The organism is Corynebacterium halotolerans YIM 70093 = DSM 44683 (assembly GCF_000341345.1).
Classification (GTDB): domain Bacteria; phylum Actinomycetota; class Actinomycetes; order Mycobacteriales; family Mycobacteriaceae; genus Corynebacterium; species Corynebacterium halotolerans.
The window spans coordinates 3,072,864-3,090,182 of record NC_020302.1; the positions used below are offsets into that span (position 1 = coordinate 3,072,864).

The following is a 17,319-nucleotide window of genomic DNA, read 5'->3' on the forward strand; positions in this document are numbered from 1 at the left end:
AAGCTTTTGTGACACACAGCACCTTAGGACGGAATGCAACGCCAGTTAACAAAAGCGAGCTTGTTTTTAGTGTGGAAGTTGTACAGTTCCGCTTATGAAGGACGTGACGCTCCGCCAGCTCGAGTACCTGGTGGCCGTGGCCGAGGAGGGCTCCATCAGCAGAGGGGCCGCCCGCTGCCACGTCTCCCCGGTGGCCGTGGGGCAGGCGCTGGACGATCTCGAACGGACCCTGGGGGCGACCCTGACCCGCCGACAACGGTCGAAAGGCGTCGCCCTCACGGTCATCGGCGGGGAGATCGTCCGGCACGCGCGGGAGGTGCTGCATTCGGTCGACCGTCTTCCGCTGCTCATCGACGCCGCAGCCGAGCGGATGAAGCCGACCCTGCGGATCGGTTCATTCCCCACCTTGTCCGGGTGGGCGGTGCCCCCGATCATCGCCGAGTTCTCCCGCCACCATCCCGGAGTCACGATCGAGTTGCTCGAATCCGACTACGAGACCCTCCACGAAGGGCTACGCCACGGCACCCTCGACATCCTCATCGGTTTCCAGAACCACGTGAAGCCGGGTGTCCAGATGATCCCCATCGCCCCAGTTCAACTGCGGGCGATCGTGTCCACGGAGCACCGTCTGGCCGATCGCCGGAGCGCCCGTCTCGCGGAACTGGCGGACGAGGACATCATCATCAACGCGCTGTACCCGGTCTCCGAACTGCTCACCGAGCTCCTGGAGCGCCACGGCGTGGCGCACGCCATCCGCTGGCGCACCACCAGCACGGATGTGATCAAGAACCTCATCGGCCGGAATCTGGCGGTCAGCCCGGTGGTCAGCCCCGGGCTGTCCTTCATCTCCAGCGAGGGGCGCCCCCTGGCGGCGGTACCACTGACCGGCGACCTTCCCCCACAGGCCGTCGTCGCCTGCGTCGCGGAGGACGTGCCGGTGGGACCGGCGCACCGGGCGGTCGTCGATATCCTGCGGCAACACTCGACCACCACCCTCAACCCGCCGGGTGCATCTATCGTGGGGGCATGAACCGCAGCCTCATTGTGAACAAGTCCGACGACACCGACGATTCCGTGAACACCACCCTGACCGATGAACTCCACCTCGGCGAGGGGGACCTGCTCATCGATGTCACCTACTCCTCCCTGAACTACAAGGACGCCATGGCCCTGCGGGGCGACAAAGGCGTGGCTCGCACACTCCCGCTCGTGCCGGGCATCGACGCCGTGGGCACCGTCGTGGAGTCCGACTCGGAGCGCTTCAATACCGGTGACGAGGTCGTCATCAACGGCGCCGGTCTCGGCGAGTTCCGCCACGGTGGCTACGCCACACAGCAGCGCATCCCCTCCGAATCGACGGTCGCGTTGCCGGCCGCGTTCTCCGCGCGGCAGGCAGCCGCGATCGGCACCGCCGGGTTCACCGCGGCGCTGAGCGTGGACGCGCTGCGTGAGCAGGGCGTCGAACCCGGGGACGGGGACATCCTGGTCACCGGCGCCACCGGCGGCGTCGGCTCCGTGGCCATCCACCTGCTCAAACGGCTGGGCTACACGGCCGCCGCCTCCACCGGCCGTGTCGAGGAGCACGGCGACTACCTGCGCGAGCTGGGCGCGGCGGAGGTCATCGACCGCGCCGAGCTCTCCGAGCAGGGCAAGCCGCTGCAGAAGTCCCGGTGGGCGGGCGTGGTCGACGCCGTCGGCTCCCACACACTGGTCAACGCGCTCGCGCAGACCCGGTGGGGCGGTACGGTGACCGCCTGTGGCCTGGCCCAGGGCCCCGATCTGCAGGGCACGGTGCTGCCCTTCATCCTCCGCGGCGTGAAGTTGGTGGGCATCAACTCGGTCGACGCCCCGCTCGAACTGCGCGAACGCGCCTGGGCGACGCTAGCCGAACACCTCGACACCGATGTGCTGGAGGCCATGACCTCCACGGTGACGCTTGCCGACGTCGCGGCCGCCGGCGCGGATCTGATGGCGGGACGAAGCCACGGGCGCACCGTCGTGGATGTGCGGGGCTGAGAACAGGTTCCGTAATCCGCTGCGACGGGACAGCGATTCTGGTCTACTGGCACTCACCTGAACACAAGGACTGGTGACTGAAATGTCCTGGACAGTGAAACGGATGGTGGCCAGTCTCGGCGTCGGAGGTGCGGCCGTGGCGCTCGCGGCCTGCACGCAGCCGGGGGAACCGGAGCCTGGGACGGTGACGTCCGTGGTGACGTCCACCGTGGCCGCCGAAAGCCCAGAGACCTCTGGCCCGGTGACGAACTCGACGACGCCGACGAGCGAGTCTCCGACGACCAGCGGATCTCCGACGACACAGCCCGTGGACGTCTGCGATTCCGCGGCTTTCCAACGGTCCGGCTCGGAGTTCGTGGACATAGTGCTCTACTGCGACACCCAGTGGGCCCGTGCAGGAGCCGCGCAATCCGACCACGTGGTGATCTTCCGCTGGCTCGACGGCACCTGGACCCCCTACGAGGCGGACGGCACGTCCCACACCGGTTTCGAGTGCTACGACCGGGAACGGCTGATCGACAACGGGGCGCCGGCCTACTTCCTGGAGAACGCACTCCTGTGTGAAGAGTAGGAACGGCCGATCAGCGTCTGGGGGCGCAAGGCGTCGGAAAGCGCTGACAGAGTGCGCAGCTGCGCACTCCCCAGCTCGTTGACGTGCAGCTTTACCCGTTCGGGGGTAGGCGGGACAGTTGTGTCCAGAGCGGGTGCTAGCTTCCAGATGATCGAACAGTAATTCGACTCCATGGGGGAGAAGCCGATGCTCACCGAGATCACCGACCTACCCGACACCGACCTGATCGATGCCATCCACACCACCCACCACACCCTGACCCGCCACCAGGCCCGCTTCATCGTGTCACTGGCCGAATTCCACGACCGCAACCTCGCCAAAAAACACGGAGCACCCAACACCGTCACCTGGCTGATGCGCCACCACGACCTCGCCCGCCGCACCGCCTACGAATACCTCGGAATCGGCACAAAACTACGGGCCTTCCACCAGGTCACCGCCGAATTCCTCACCGGCCGACTGTCCTACTCCAAAATCCGCCTGCTCCTGCGCTACCTCACCCACTCCAACGAAGATGAGCTGGTCGAGTTGGCCCTCCAGCACTGCCTGACCGAGTTGGAGCAGGCCCTGGCCGGCCGACCCCGCAGCGGCGGCAAAAAGGCCCGGGGTAATTGCCTCCGCGTGGTCATCGACGAGGACACCGGGGGCCTGAACTTCTGGGGATCCCTGGACGCCGACCACGGAGCCGAATTCCTCGCCGCCCTGAAAACCGGCGAACTGGCCTACCTACGCGACCTGACCAACATCGACCCCGAGGTACTCAACAACCCGGAGGCACTCGACGCGGAGATCACGACCGCCCGACAAGACACCGAACAACAGATCACCTCCGAACAGATGACCGGGCAGGACGGGACGGACACCGCGGGCGACCAGAAGGACGGGGCACGCACCCGCTTCGGAGCGCCACTGAGCACCAGCCTGTTATCGGCGTTCCTCGCGGTGATCAACATGGTGCGCACCCACCCGGTGAGCACGGTCCGCGCCCCAGGCGCGCAGGTCAACGTCCTGGTGACCCTCGACGGAAGGGTCGTGATCCCCGACCGCTTCGGAGCAGAGACCGCCGCACTGCTGCGCAGCATCCTCAACGGCGACATCCGCTACCACCTGCTGGACAACAACGGCCTGCACCTCAAACTCAGCCGATCCGCCCGCCTGGCCTCCCCGGCACTGGAAAAAGCCCTGCTCACCCGCTGGGGCTACCGCTGCGCCACCCCGGGATGCTGCCACTCACGGTTCCTGGAATTCCACCACATCACCGACTGGGCCTCCGGCGGCACCACCGATCTCGACAACCTCATCCCACTGTGTTCCGGCTGCCACGCCCTGGTCACCGCAGGGAAAATGACCATCCACGCCGACGAGATCAACCCCCAGCTACTGCGCTTCCGCCTCCCCGGAGGCCAGTCCCACACCTCCACCGCCCGGGAACTGCCCGTCCGCAACGAGCAGATGGGAATCTGGGCAGACGACTACACCGACGGCCCCGTCCCCCGCGGCGACGAGCACCACCGCCAGGTCTGGGACAGCACCGACTCCTTCGACGACCCCGACACCGACAACGGCCGAGGCACCGGATAACACCCCAAAAGTGCGCAGCTGCGCACTCCGGGAACCGATCGGCCTACTTCACCACCAGGTTGACCATGCGCCCGGGCACGACGATCTGCTTGACCACGTTCTTACCCTCGATATGGGCGGCGACCTTCTCGTCGGCCAGGGCGGCGGCGACGATATCGTCCTGTGCGGCGTCGGCAGGCACGGTCACGCGGCCGCGGACCTTGCCGTTGACCTGCACGGGCAGCTCGATCTCATCGTCGACCAGCCACTTCTCGTCAAAGGTGGGGAACTCGGCGAAGGTGATGGTCTCCTCGTGGCCGAGGCGCTTCCACAGTTCCTCGGCAATGTGCGGGGCGACCGGGGCGACCATGATCACCAGGGGCTCGACGGCGGCGGCCGGGATGGCATCCGGGTAGGTCTTGGTCAGGTAGTTGACGTACTCGATGAGCTTGGCCACCACCGTGTTGACGCGCAGGTGCGTGTAGTCGTCGCGCACGCCCGCGACGGTGCGGTGCAGCTGCTTGCTGTCCTCGTCGGTCAGCGCGGCGTCGGTGGTGAGCACCTCACCGGTGTTCTCATCGACGATCAGGCGCCACAGTCGCTGCAGGAAGCGCTGCGCGCCGATGACATCCTTCGTCGCCCAGGGCCGGGAGGTGTCCAGCGGGCCCATGGACATTTCGTAGACGCGCAGGGTGTCGGCGCCGAAGTTCTCGGCGATCTCGTCCGGGGCCACGGCATTCTTCAGGGACTTGCCCATCTTGCCGTACTCCTGATTGACCTCCTCGCCCTCGAAGTAGAACCTGCCGTCACGCTCCTCGACCTCGGCGGCCGGAACGTAGACGCCGCGGGCGTCCGTGTAGGCGTAGGCCTGGATATAGCCCTGGTTGTACAGGCGGCGGTAGGGCTCCTTCGAGGTCACGTGCCCCAGATCGAAGAGCACCTTATGCCAGAAGCGCGAGTACAGCAGGTGCAGTACGGCGTGCTCGACACCGCCGACGTACAGGTCGACGCCGCCAGGGTCGTTGGCGCCGTGCTTCTCCGGGCGCGGGCCGGTCCAGTAGCGCTCGTTCTCCAGGTTGCAGAGCTGATCGTCATTGGTCGGGTCGATGTAGCGCAGCTGGTACCAGGAGGAACCGGCCCACTGCGGCATGACGTTGGTGTCGCGGTAGTACTTCTGCCTGCCCTCACCCAGGTCGAGTTCGACCTCGACCCACTCGCGGGCCTTGGCCAACGGAGGCTGCGGCTCGGAGTCGGCGTCGTCCGGATCGAAGGAGACCGGCTTGTAGTCCTCCACCTCGGGCAGCTCCACGGGCAGCATGGAATCCGGCAGGGCATGGGCCAGGCCGTCCTCGTCGTAGACGACGGGGAAGGGCTCGCCCCAGTAGCGCTGGCGGGCGAAGAGCCAGTCGCGCAGCTTGTACTGGATCTTCTCCACGCCCATCTCGCTGTCCATCAGCCATTCGATGGTGCGCTCGATGGCCTCGGCCTTGTTCAGGCCGTTGATGTCGAGACTCTGGTCATTGACGGAGTTGACCAGGGTGCCGTCGCCGGTCCAGGCCTCCTCGGCGACGTTTCCACCGGAGACGACCTCGCGGATCGGCAGGCCGAAGACGCCTGCGAACTCGTAGTCGCGGGTGTCGTGGGCGGGCACGGCCATGATGGCGCCGGTGCCGTAGCCGGTGAGCACGTAGTCGGCGATGAAAACCGGGATCTCCGCGCCGTTGACCGGGTTGATGGCGTAGGCGCCGAGAAAGACACCGGTCTTCTCCTTGTTCTCCTGACGCTCCAGGTCGGACTTCGCGGCGATATCGGAGCGGTAGGCGGCGACGGCCTCGGCCGGGTTCGCCCTGCCGTAGGTCCAGCGCTCATCGACGTCGTCGTAGGTGCCGGTGCCACCGGCCACGAGGGTGTCGACCAGCTCGTGTTCAGGAGCCAGCACCATGTAGGTCGCGCCGAAGAGGGTGTCCGGGCGGGTGGTGAACACGGTGATGGTCTCGCCCTGGGCCAGGAAGTTCACCTCGGCGCCCCGGGAGCGGCCGATCCAGTTGCGCTGCATGGACTTGACCTTCTCCGGCCAGTCGAGCAGCTCAAGGTCGTCGATGAGGCGGTCCGAGTAGGCGGTGATGCGCATCATCCACTGCGAGAGGTTCTTGCGGAAGACGGGGAAGTTGCCGCGCTCCGAACGGCCGTCGGCGGTGACCTCCTCGTTGGCCAGCACGGTGCCCAGGCCAGGGCACCAGTTCACGGTGGAGTTGGAGCGGTAGACCAGCCGGAACTCATCAACGGCCTCGGCCTTGCCGACCCGGTCGAGCTCGTTGTAGTTCCGGCCGTCCTTGGTGCTCAGCTCACCGGACTCCAGCAGCGGGATGAGCTCGTCGATACGACGCGCCTTCTGCTGGTCCTCGTCGAACCAGGCGTTGTAGATCTGCAGGAAGATCCACTGGGTCCACCGGTAGAACTCCGGGTCGGTGGTGGCCACGGAGCGGCGCTGGTCGTGCCCGAGACCCAGGGCCCCCAGCTGGCGACGCATGTTCTCGATATTCGCCATCGTCGTGGTGCGCGGGTGCGTGCCCGTCTGGATGGCGTACTGCTCCGCCGGCAGGCCGAAGGAGTCGTAGCCCAGGGTGTGCAGCACGTTCTTGCCGAGCATGCGGTTGAAGCGGGCGAAGACGTCCGTGGCGATATAACCCAGCGGATGGCCCACGTGCAGACCCGACCCGGAGGGGTAGGGGAACATGTCCTGGACGAAGAGCTTGTCCTCCGGCAGCAGCTCGCCGCTTTCCGGGGCGAGGTCGCCGACCGGGTTCGGCGCGTTGAAGGTGCCGTTGTCGGTCCAGTACTGCTGCCAGTCCCGTTCAATCCGGTTGGCCAGCTGCGGCGTGTAGCGGTGTTCCGGGGTTTCGCTCGGAGTCGTCATGCCTTAGCAGTGTAGTAGGTGGGGCAGACATCGCCGTGGTGGGCCGGAGGCCAGGAATGGCAGGAAAAGCCACCGCTCATCGACGCCGCGGGATACTACCGCTTCCCGGCAGCCCCGCCCCGGACGTCGAACCCTCGGCTCGGCCCTCGCCCAGCGCGGCATGCAGCCGCAGCGCGATCTGCAGGGCCGCCGCCCGCCAGCCGTCCTCGAGGGCGTCGTCACCGATGATCTCCCGGGCGCGTTCCAGCCGGTAGTGCAGGGTCGCGCGGTGAATGAACAGCTGTCGGCTGGTCACGGTGGAGTTGCGCGCATTGTCCAGATAGGTCAGGACCGTCGACCAGTAGCTCCGGTTGCCCGCCAGAAGCAACCGGGACGCATCATCGCTGATGGCGTGCACGCTGGCCTCGTTGAACTCCCAACCGATGAGCAATCGCCAGGCCCCCGCGTCCTCCCAGGACAGTTGCCTGGACCGCCAACCGGGAAGTGCCGCCACATCGGACAGGAAACGTGCCCGGCGCACCGCGGTGCGGGCCCTGCCCAGCTCATTGATACCTGCGGAGCCGATGGCCTCGATGTCCACCGCGCTGACGATCGCGGCCCGGCGAACCTCATCGAGCACCTTGTCGGTGTCCACGATCGATCTGCTGCGTTCGACCACCATCACGGCGCCGGCCTCGGCGGTGACCAGGAAGGGCCTGCTGCGGTGCAACCTGCTCAGCTCGAGCTGGAGGCGCCGGGCCGAGGAGCCCTCCGGTGGGTCCGCGGCGTCGGCAACCGTCTCACCGAGTCGGACGACATGCACGGTGAGTCGGCCATCATCCGGCAGGTACCCGCCATCCAGGGCGGTAACCACGGAGTCTTCCGCGCCGCCCAGGATCTCCGCGGCCAGCGCACCAAGTTCTTCCGCGCGGTCATGGAGTCCGCCGTCATCGTGGGCGAAGAGACGGGCCAGCGGCTCAATGAACCCGGTGACCCGCGCAATTTCCGTGTCCGTCATGCGGGGTTCATCGAACAACCACAGGTAGGCACAGAGCTTCCCGCTGCGGCGTACCGGGAAGCACACCCTGGGCAGCATCTCGAATTCGGGGTTGGCCGGCAGTCTCACCGGCGCCACGGCGTCCTGAATTCCGTGGCTCAGTATCCAGGGGACGGGTTCCGGGGGCGGGGAGCGGTGGATGATGGAGGCGATCCGACGATCATCGATCGCCCCGATCTGGGCACTGGCGCACACCACCTCAAAGGAAGGGGTGTCCACCTCCACGGACCTGCCCAGCCGGTGGGCCAGGTCGTCCATCAGTGACTGAATCCGGCTGAGGTTTTCAGCTGCGCCACCGCGATTTTTCGACATACGTCGAAATTATCCTCAACTTTCGGCCAGTGACAACCCCCACAGTGATGCACCACCATTAAGTCCTGTAATCATGACGCCGATCACACTATTTCGGGGTCATGCCACCATCCCCACCTCAAGGAGTCCGCGTGGACAACAGCATCTTCACCCCGCTGGAGCAGGCCGGCCTGACCACCCTGAAACTGCAGTACAACTGGCGCACTGATGAGCAGACGCTCCACGCGGCACGGGAATGGGACGAGGAACTGGACTTCTCGCGGTACAACCAGGACTTCACCGCCCACACCACGCTGACCCCGGACCCGGTGAGCCTCGGTACCGGGCAGGTCCATGCCCTCTTCGCCGAGTATGGCCTCAGCGGGTACCTGGAGGAGATCCTGGACCTGCTGCGCCAGGGCCGCCACGAGGGCATCGAGGTCTACTTCCACCGTGGCAGGAATATCCGTTTCATGTGTCACCAGCACAGCCGCACGCTCGGGCTGCGGAACAGGCACCACGCCATCATGGCCGGCGGCACCCGTCGCCACGACCCGGAGACCCCGGAGATCGACGTCATCATCGACGGTCTCAACCTGGGCCGGGCCATGAGCTTCAAGAACATCGCGGCCGGCCTGAACTTCGGCGGCTGCAAGACCACCGTGCACATGGACGAACCGGAGCTCGACGACCTGGAGACCCTCGGTTTCCTGGCCTTCGCCATCGATCGCTGCCGGACGATGACCAGCCCGGACATGAGCCTCGACACCGCCGTGGCGGACGTGATGAACGAGCACTTCTCGAGCCAGTTCACCAACGGCCCCAGCTCCCCGATCGGGGAGAGCGGCACCCCGACGGCCCTCGGTTCCTACCTCGCCCTGAAGGAGGCGGTGCGGTTCCAGGAGGGCAGCGACGACCTACGCGGCAAGTCCGCCGTGATCATGGGGCTGGGCGCGGTGGGCTGGTACCTGGCCGCCCACCTGATCGACGCCGGTGCCGCACTCACCGTCTCCGACCTCAACCCAGAGCGGGTCGCCGCCCTGCGCGCCGCACACCCGGACGTGGAGATCAACGCGATCGGGGTCGACGAGGTCCTCAGCTTCGAGGCGGATATCCTGTGCCCGTCCGCGATCGGCGGGATCCTCGACGAAGAGACCATCAATCAGCTGCGTTACGCTTACGTCTTCGGTCCGGCCAACAACCAGATCAGAGCCACCAACCAGGCCGAGGAGCTGCGGCTGGCCCAGCTGCTGGCCGACCGCGGGATTCTCTTCCAGACCGAGTGGTGGCACAACACCGGCGGCGTGATGGGTGGCGCCGAGGAATACCTCAACGGCGCCGACTCCTCCCCGGAGAGCCTGCGGGAGCGCGTGATGAGCACCGTGCCGCGCAAGACCCGCGAGAACCTGGAGCAGGCCCGCGAACTGGGGATCACCCCGACGGCCAACGCCTACCGGCAGTGCACCGAGCTGCTGTTTCCCGAGCTTGAGGTTGCGGTGCCCGCATGACCGATCAGCTGACCTCCACTCCCGCCCGGACACCGGCGGACACGGCGGCACCTGCAGCGCACCTCCAGACGCCGTCCACGCAGGACAACGGGCTCAAGCGCGGCCTGAAGGCCCGTCACCTGCAGCTGATCGCCCTGGGTTCGTCCATCGGCACCGGCCTGTTCCTGGGTTCGGGCGCCAGCATCCAGCTGGCGGGCCCGGCGGTGCTGCTGGCCTTCGCCGTGGCCGGTGCCATGATCTTCCTGATCATGCGCATGCTCGGTGAGATGGCGGTGATACACCCGGTCTCCGGCTCCTTCGCCTACTACGCCCGCAAGTTCATCGGTCCGGTGGCCGGGTTCATCACCGGCTGGAACTGGTGGTTCACCTGCATCGTGGTCGGCATGCTGGAACTGACCGCGGCCGGGGTGTTCATGGACTTCTGGTTCCCCGGCCTGCCGCACTGGATCACCGCGCTGGTCGCGCTGGTGGTGATCACCGGCATCAACCTCATCCACGTCGGAGCCTTCGGCGAGGTGGAGTTCTGGATGTCCATGATCAAGGTCGTCGCGTTGGTCGCCATGATCGTGCTCGGCCTGTGCCTGGTCTTCGGCATCGGCCCCGACCCGGCCATCGGCTTCTCCAACCTCTGGGAGCACGGCGGCTTCGCACCCACCGGCCTCGGCGGGTTCATGCTCTCCCTGGTCGCGGTGACCTTCACCTTCGGCGGCACCGTCTCGATCGGCACCGCGGCCGGCGAGGTGGAAAACCCCTCCCGCAACATCCCGAAGGCCATCAACAGCGTCATCTACCGCATCATCGTCTTCTACGTCGGCGGTGTGGGCATCATGCTGCTGCTCTGGCCCTGGAATGACATCGACGCCGACTCCAGCCCCTTCGTCCGCATCCTGATGGGCCTGGGTATCGGCGGCGCCGCCGTCATCCTCAACGTGGTGGTGCTGTCCGCGGCCCTGTCGGTGTTCAACAACATGACCTACTCCGGTGGCCGCATGCTGCGCGATCTGGCCCTCAACGGCCAGGCCCCGCCCTTCTTCGCCCGCACCACCAAGCGGGGGCTGCCGCTGCGCGCCCTGCTGTTCAACTCCGGACTGATGGGCGTGGCGGTGCTGCTGAACTTCCTCTTCGAGGGCCAACTGCTGTTTGCGCTGATGGCCATCATCCTGGGGGCGGAAATCATCTCCTGGTCCGCCATCGCCCTGGCCCACCTGGGCTTCCGGAAGCAGCTGCGCCGGGCGGGCCAGACCTCCACCTACCGGGCGCCGTTCTTCCCGATCGCCAATTACGGTTGCCTGGCGTTCTTCGCCCTGCTTCTGACACTGATGGCCTTCCTGCCGGACTACCGGATCGCGTTGTTCGCCCTGCCGGCCTGGGTGCTCACCCTGGCGGTCATCTGGCTCGGGCAGTGTGTCCACCAGCGCCGCAACGGACATGACAAGCTCTCACCAGATGATAACCTTATTACCACACAACGGGAAATTTGATCGGTGATAATGAACAGCAACCGGTGCCGCGGTCCTGCGGCACGCGACCCCAACCCCACCAACGCAACCATCAAGGAGTAACCCAATGCGCACCACCATCGGCGAATTTCTGCTCGACCGGCTCAAGACGGTCGGCATCACCGAGATCATCGGCGTCCCCGGCGATTTCAACCTCAACCTCCTGGAGCAGGTCGACGAGGCTGAGGGCATCCGGTTCGTCGGCACCTGCAACGAGCTCAACGCCGCCTACGCCGCCGACGGCTACGCCCGTTCCCGTGGGCTGTCCGCACTGCTGACCACCTACGGCGTGGGCGAGCTCAGCGCGCTGAACGGCATCGCCGGTGCCGCCGCGGAACACGTCCCGCTCATCTCCATCGCAGGTGCCCCGCCGCTGTACGCCACCGAGGACCGCTACGCGCTGCACCACACGATGGCCGACGGCAACTTCAGCGACATGCTGGCCAGCATCGGGCAGTTCACCGCGGCGGCGGTGCGCATCACGCCCATGAACGCCGTCGAGGAGATCGACCGCGCTCTGCACACCTGCCTCCGGGAGAAGCGCCCCGTCCACATCCAGCTGCCCTCGGACATCTCCCACCTGACCATCGAGGTGCCCGACACCCCCTTCGACGCCACGCTGCCCACCAGCGACCCGGAACGGTTGGAATCCGCCGCCGAGCGGATCCTCGAGATGTTCGGCAATGCGCAGCGCCCGGTGATCCTCGCCGATCTGGACGCGGACCGCCACGGCTTCGTCCCCGCCCTGCAGGCCATCGCGGAGAAGACCCGCACGCCGTATGCGCACCTGAGTTCCGGCCGGGGCACGCTCAATGAGCAGCACCCGCTGTACCTGGGCACCTACAACGGCGCAGGCTCGTCCCCTGCGGTGCGCGAAGCCGTCGAAAACTCGGACTTCCTGATCACCACCACGCCCCGGTTCATCGAGGGCAACTCCGGCGCGTTCACCCACCAGCTGCCGGAGGAGGCCCTCCTCGACTTCGGTGACCAGCACGTGAGCATCCAGGGCGAGCACTACGTGGGCATCACCGTGCTCGAACTCCTCGACATCCTGCTCGAACGGATTCCCGCGGCCACCAGCAAAGATCTCGAGCCCGCCCCGGAACAGCCCGAGTGGATCGTGCAGGAGGACTCCCCGCTGACCCAGGAGCGGATGTGGCCGCGGTTCTCCCGCTTCCTGCGTTCCGACGACGTGGTGATCGCCGAGGCGGGCACCTCCAATATCGGCCTGGGTGCGCAGACCTTCCCCGCGAACAGCAGGTACATCAACTCGTCGATCTGGGGATCCATCGGCTTCACCCTCCCGGCCCTGCTGGGCAGCCAGCTCGCCGCCCCGGAGCGCCGCCACATCCTGTTCATCGGTGACGGCTCCTTCCAGCTGACCGCCCAGGAGCTCTCGACGATCCTGCGCGAGGACCAGGCCCCGATCATCGTGCTCGTGAACAACCGCGGCTACACCATCGAGCGTTTCATCCTGGGCATGAACTCCGGGTACAACGATGTGGCGAACTGGAGCTACGGTGACCTGCCGAAGGTGTTCCGCCCCGACACCACCATGGTCTCCTACTCCGCGTCCACCGAGGGCGAGCTGGAGGAGGCGCTGGCCAGCATCGAGGCCTCGGATGCCGGGGCATTCCTGGAGGTCCACCTGGACCCCGAGGACGCTCCCGCGGGCCTGCAGTCCTTCGGTCCGATGACCGCGGACTTCGACTACGGCCCGCGCGGCCCGCGCAACCCCTGATGCCGCGGTATTGACCCGGCCTCAACCACGGCGCCCCGATCCGGATGTGATTCCGGGCCGGGGCGTCGTGGTGTTCGCGAAGCCGGGGAGGACCGGGCCTGTCCCGATCCGGGCGGATCAGGCCACGGAGGAATGACTCCGGTCTAAGCTTGGGTTCCGTGACCGCCTTCGTCCTCTCCACCAACCTCGCCCACCCCCGGACCGATCCGGGCGGGGCGGACCGGGTCAGTGGTATCGACAAGCGCCCGGCGCCCTCCCTCGAGGTCTTCGCGCCCGGGCCGTCCTACGGCGATGGTCCCGGCGTCGTGGGCGATACCGTCGGGGACTCGGCCCACCACGGCGGCGCCCAGAAGGCCGTCTACGCCTTCGCCCGGGAGGAACTCGACCACTGGGAACGCGAGCTCGGCCGCACGCTCCCGAACGGCTCCTTCGGGGAGAACCTCACCACCCGCGGCGTCGACCTGTCACGCCTGCTGATCAACCAGCGCATCCGGATCGGCACCGCGGAGCTGGAGGTCTCGGTCTCGCGCACGCCCTGCCGCACCTTCGCCGGCTGGCTGGACGAAGCCGGTTGGGTCAAGCGGTTCAGCGCCCGTGAGCGAACGGGCGCCTACTTCCGCGTCGTCGTGCCCGGTACCATCACGGCCGGCGATGAACTGGTGCTTGTCGACGCCCCGGGCCACGACGTCGACATGCTCACCGTCTTCCGTGGCGCGCTGGGGGACAAGGAGGCGGCGCGCCGGATCGTCGAGGCGCGGTGCCTGCCGCAGATGTACCACGAGCGGATGGTGCGGCTGACGGGTTAACGCCGACGGGCCGCGGCACCGTGCAGGTGCCGCGGCCCGTGAGAAGGTCGGTCGTCGGTCAGGCCTCGACCACTTCCTTCTCCTGTTGCTGGTAGCGCGGTGAGACTCGGAGGACGGCGTACTTCTCCTGATCCTCCTGGCTGTCGATGCCGAGTGGTCGTCCCGGCTTGTCCTGCAGCACCAGAGCCGCCACGGAGCCGACGAGGAACATGATCACCAGGTAGGCCGAGACCGCCAGCCTCGTGCCGGTGGCGCCGAGCAGTGCCTGGGCGATCGTCGGGGCGAACGCGCCGCCGACAATGGCGCCGAGGGCGTAGGAGATGGACACGCCCGAGAAGCGGACATTGGCCGGAAACAGTTCGGCGTACCAGGAGGCCTGAGGGCCGTAGGTCAGCCCCAGGCCCACGGAGAACAGGCTGAGACCCAGGGTCAGCATCATGATGTCACCGGTGTTGACCAGCAGGAACAGCGGGAATGCCATGATCACCAGCCAGGCGTAGCCGATGAGGAAGGTCCGGCGGCGGCCGATCGCGTCGCAGATGAAGCCGGCTGCCAGCGTGGCCAGGAACCAGACTGCGGCGGCGACGGTGACGGCCAGCAGCACCTCGGTGCGGCCGAGCGCGACGGGACCGTCGGCGTCCGACGCGTACGCGGTGATGAAACCGCCGGTGGTCATGTAGCCACCGGCGTTGTTGCCGGCGAAGAGCAAGGCCGCGGCGATGATCAGCGGCCAGTGGAAGCGGAAGAGCTTGGCCACGGGGGCGGAGGCCTGCTCCTTGCGTTCCGCGATCTCCCGGAAGACCGGAGACTCATCCACTGAGCGGCGGATGAAGTGGCCGATCAGCACCAGTACGAAGCTAAGGAGGAAGGGAACGCGCCAACCCCACTCGAGGAAGGCGTCGCCCGGCGCAATGACACCGGTCATCAGGGCAAACACGCCGGAGGCCAGCAGCATGCCGAGGGGCACGCCCAGCTGCGGGTAGGTGCCTGCCAGGCCGCGGCGGTGGGCGGGGGCGTGTTCGACGGCCATCAGGGCCGCACCGCCCCATTCGCCGCCGGCGGAAATGCCCTGCAGGATGCGCAGCAGCACCAGCATGATCGGGGCGGCCACTCCCACGGCCTCGTAGGTGGGCAGGAATCCGATGAGGGTGGTGGCCAGGCCCATCAGCAGGAGGGTCGCGACCAGGACGACCCGGCGCCCGAGCCGGTCGCCCAGGTGGCCGGCCAGGAAGGCGCCGAGGGGCCGGAACAGGAAGCTGATGCCCACGGAGGCGAAGGCGAGCATGAGACCGATCTGCTCGCCAGCGGGCTCGAACATGAGGTGGGTGAACACCAGGCCGGCGGCCTGGGCGTAAATGAAGAAGTCGTACCACTCGACAGTGGTGCCGGCGATGGTGGCGAAGGCCACCCGGCGCTGGTTGGCCGCCTTCGACCTGGTTCCCTTGCCCAGGATGGTCGTGGCGGATGGAGGCACAGACATGGCGGGCTCCTTGATGGAGTTTATGGTGGGGTGGGAAACGGCGGTAGCCGCGAAGTTGGGTGGGCACATACGCCGTCGGGGGAATAGTAATCGGCGGGTCTGAGGCGTGTCAGGAGCTTCGCGCCGGGATCTCCGGACCGGGGGAGGCAGCGGGCCGAAATCTGCACTCCTTTCCCAGTGGGTCTGCGCAGAAATCCAAGCTTTACCTGAGAACCCGGCAGATACTTGGTGCACCATCCCTCATGGTGATGCGCGACACCAGAGAAAGGTCGTTATGACTACCCACACACAGGATTTCATCGTCATCGGCGCCGGTTCCGCCGGCTCGGTCATTGCCCGTCGGCTGATCGACGCCGGTCAGAAGGTGGCGGTGCTCGAGGCGGGGGACCACGATCTCAATCCCGCGATCTCCACCGTGCACACGTTGGGCGCACTGTGGCACGGTCCCGAGGACTGGAACTACTACACGACGGAGCAGCCGCATGCGGCGGGACGGCGACTGCACCTGCCGCGCGGCAAGGTCCTGGGTGGTTCCCACGCCTTGAACGCAACCATCTGGGTGCGCGGTGCACGGCAGGACTACGACACCTGGGCCTACCTGGGTAACGCAGGCTGGTCCTGGGAGGATGTCCTGCCGGTGTTCAAGGCCATCGAGAATTACGACGGCGGGGCGTCGGAGACCCGAGGTGATTCGGGGCCGCTGGACGTGAGGAAGAGCTACCCGACCAACCCCATTCAGGAGGACATCCTCGAGGCGGCGCAGGAGATCGGAATCGAGCTCAACGAGGATTACAACAGCGGCGACCCCGAGGGCGTATCTCAGATGCAGCTCAACCTGCGCGATGACAGGCGCTTCAACACCTGGCACGCCTACCTCAGGCCGGTCGTCGACCACCCCAACCTCACCCTGCTCACCGGCGCGCACGCACGCCGACTGCTGATCGAGGACGGCACGGTCGTCGGTGTCGAGTACGAGAAGGACGGCGAGCTGCAGACGGCCTTCGCCCGGGAGACCATCCTGGCCACCGGCGCCCTCAACTCGCCGGAGCTGCTGCTCCGTTCCGGCATCGGCCCGGCCGAGGAGCTCCGCGAGGTGGGCGTGGAGCCGGTCCTGGACCTGCCGGGCGTGGGCAAGAACCTCCACGACCACTTCCTCTCCCCGGTCATCTGCACCACCACCGACAAGCCCGTCCCGGCCCCGGAGGTCGCCCCCGCCGAGACACACCTGTTCTGGAAGAGCCGCCCGGAACTTCCCGTTCCGGACACGCAGCCCATCCATTTCTCCATCCCGATGTACGACCGGGACTGGATGGAGGGGCCGGAGAACGGATTCACCCTCATGGGCGGCATCGTCCGGCCGGCCAGCCGCGGCTCGGTCACCCTCTCGGGACCGAACCCGGAGGACCCCATCAACATCGATCTGGGCACCCTGTCCGCCGAGGAGGACGTCCGCTCCCTGGTCGCCTCCGTCCGGCAGTGCCGCGAGCTCGCCCGTGCCCGGGCCCTCGAGGAGTGGGGCGTGCAGGAGATCTACCCGGGCCCGGAGGTGTCGGATGATGACCTCGAGGATTACGTGCGCCGCAGCGTCATCACCTACCACCACCAGGTGGGCACCTGCCGGATGGGCGTGGACACTGCAGCCGTCGTGGACCCGCGCAGCCTCAAGGTGCACGGGATGACGGGCCTGCGCGTCGCCGATGCCTCGGTGATGCCGCTGGTCACCACCGGGAACACCAACGCCCCGACCATCATGATCGCCGAGCGCGCAGCCAGCTTCATCACCGATGAGCTCGTCGGGGCGGTCGTCGATGAAGCCGTGGACGAAGTCGCCGGGGAGGCCGTCGGCGCGAGCGTGTGAACCGTCCGGCCTTTCCGGAAGGTTCCCGACCCCTCC

12 protein-coding genes are annotated in these 17,319 nt (G+C 67.0%); 9 read left to right on the forward strand and 3 right to left on the reverse strand.

What is annotated here, in order from left to right:
• Positions 1 to 94 precede the first annotated feature (94 nt).
• The 4 genes from A605_RS14030 (at position 95) to A605_RS14045 (ending at position 4,168) form a co-directional block, all read left to right on the forward strand.
• Positions 95 to 1,030: a LysR family transcriptional regulator gene (locus A605_RS14030; protein ID WP_015402170.1), complete on the forward strand. Its 936-nt coding sequence runs from the start codon at positions 95 to 97 to the stop codon at positions 1,028 to 1,030.
• On the forward strand, positions 1,027 to 2,016 hold the full coding sequence (locus tag A605_RS14035) for an MDR family oxidoreductase (RefSeq protein ID WP_015402171.1): 990 nt from the start codon (positions 1,027 to 1,029) through the stop codon (positions 2,014 to 2,016). Before A605_RS14030 ends, A605_RS14035 begins: the two co-directional genes overlap by 4 nt.
• 73 nt (positions 2,017 to 2,089) lie before the next feature.
• On the forward strand, positions 2,090 to 2,587 hold the full coding sequence (locus tag A605_RS14040; RefSeq protein ID WP_149029452.1) for a hypothetical protein: 498 nt from the start codon (positions 2,090 to 2,092) through the stop codon (positions 2,585 to 2,587).
• 171 nt (positions 2,588 to 2,758) lie between these two features.
• Positions 2,759 to 4,168, forward strand: coding sequence for an HNH endonuclease (locus A605_RS14045; protein ID WP_015402173.1), 1,410 nt, complete (start codon positions 2,759 to 2,761; stop codon positions 4,166 to 4,168).
• A 43-nt stretch (positions 4,169 to 4,211) separates the two neighbouring features.
• On the opposite strand, the gene leuS is transcribed toward A605_RS14045, so the two are convergent.
• Both leuS and A605_RS14055 read right to left on the reverse strand, forming a co-directional pair.
• Positions 4,212 to 7,064 carry a leucine--tRNA ligase gene (gene leuS / locus A605_RS14050; RefSeq protein WP_015402174.1) on the reverse strand — a complete coding sequence of 951 codons (2,853 nt, stop codon included), beginning with the start codon at positions 7,062 to 7,064 and terminating at the stop codon, positions 4,212 to 4,214.
• 76 nt (positions 7,065 to 7,140) lie between these two features.
• Positions 7,141 to 8,412, reverse strand: a complete 1,272-nt coding sequence (locus tag A605_RS14055) for a helix-turn-helix domain-containing protein (RefSeq protein ID WP_081602149.1) — start codon at positions 8,410 to 8,412, stop codon at positions 7,141 to 7,143.
• A gap of 131 nt (positions 8,413 to 8,543) precedes the next feature.
• Between A605_RS14055 and A605_RS14060 the strand changes: the two genes are divergently transcribed.
• The 4 genes from A605_RS14060 (at position 8,544) to A605_RS14075 (ending at position 13,945) form a co-directional block, all read left to right on the forward strand.
• Positions 8,544 to 9,899 carry a Glu/Leu/Phe/Val dehydrogenase family protein gene (locus tag A605_RS14060; protein ID WP_015402176.1) on the forward strand — a complete coding sequence of 452 codons (1,356 nt, stop codon included), beginning with the start codon at positions 8,544 to 8,546 and terminating at the stop codon, positions 9,897 to 9,899.
• Positions 9,896 to 11,380, forward strand: coding sequence for an amino acid permease (locus A605_RS14065; protein ID WP_015402177.1), 1,485 nt, complete (start codon positions 9,896 to 9,898; stop codon positions 11,378 to 11,380). The genes A605_RS14060 and A605_RS14065 overlap by 4 nt, the downstream gene beginning before the upstream one ends.
• An 85-nt stretch (positions 11,381 to 11,465) precedes the next feature.
• The gene (locus A605_RS14070; protein ID WP_015402178.1) at positions 11,466 to 13,139 is read left to right on the forward strand and encodes an alpha-keto acid decarboxylase family protein; all 1,674 of its coding nucleotides are present in this window, start codon (positions 11,466 to 11,468) and stop codon (positions 13,137 to 13,139) included.
• A 158-nt stretch (positions 13,140 to 13,297) separates the two neighbouring features.
• Positions 13,298 to 13,945, forward strand: coding sequence for an MOSC domain-containing protein (locus tag A605_RS14075; protein ID WP_027004378.1), 648 nt, complete (start codon positions 13,298 to 13,300; stop codon positions 13,943 to 13,945).
• 58 nt (positions 13,946 to 14,003) lie between these two features.
• On the opposite strand, the gene A605_RS14080 is transcribed toward A605_RS14075, so the two are convergent.
• Positions 14,004 to 15,353, reverse strand: coding sequence for an MFS transporter (locus tag A605_RS14080; protein ID WP_015402180.1), 1,350 nt, complete (start codon positions 15,351 to 15,353; stop codon positions 14,004 to 14,006).
• 346 nt (positions 15,354 to 15,699) lie between these two features.
• Here A605_RS14080 and A605_RS14085 point away from each other — a divergent pair, with 346 nt between their 5' ends.
• Positions 15,700 to 17,283: a GMC family oxidoreductase gene (locus tag A605_RS14085; protein WP_015402182.1), complete on the forward strand. Its 1,584-nt coding sequence runs from the start codon at positions 15,700 to 15,702 to the stop codon at positions 17,281 to 17,283.
• The last annotated feature ends 36 nt before the right edge of the window (positions 17,284 to 17,319 follow it).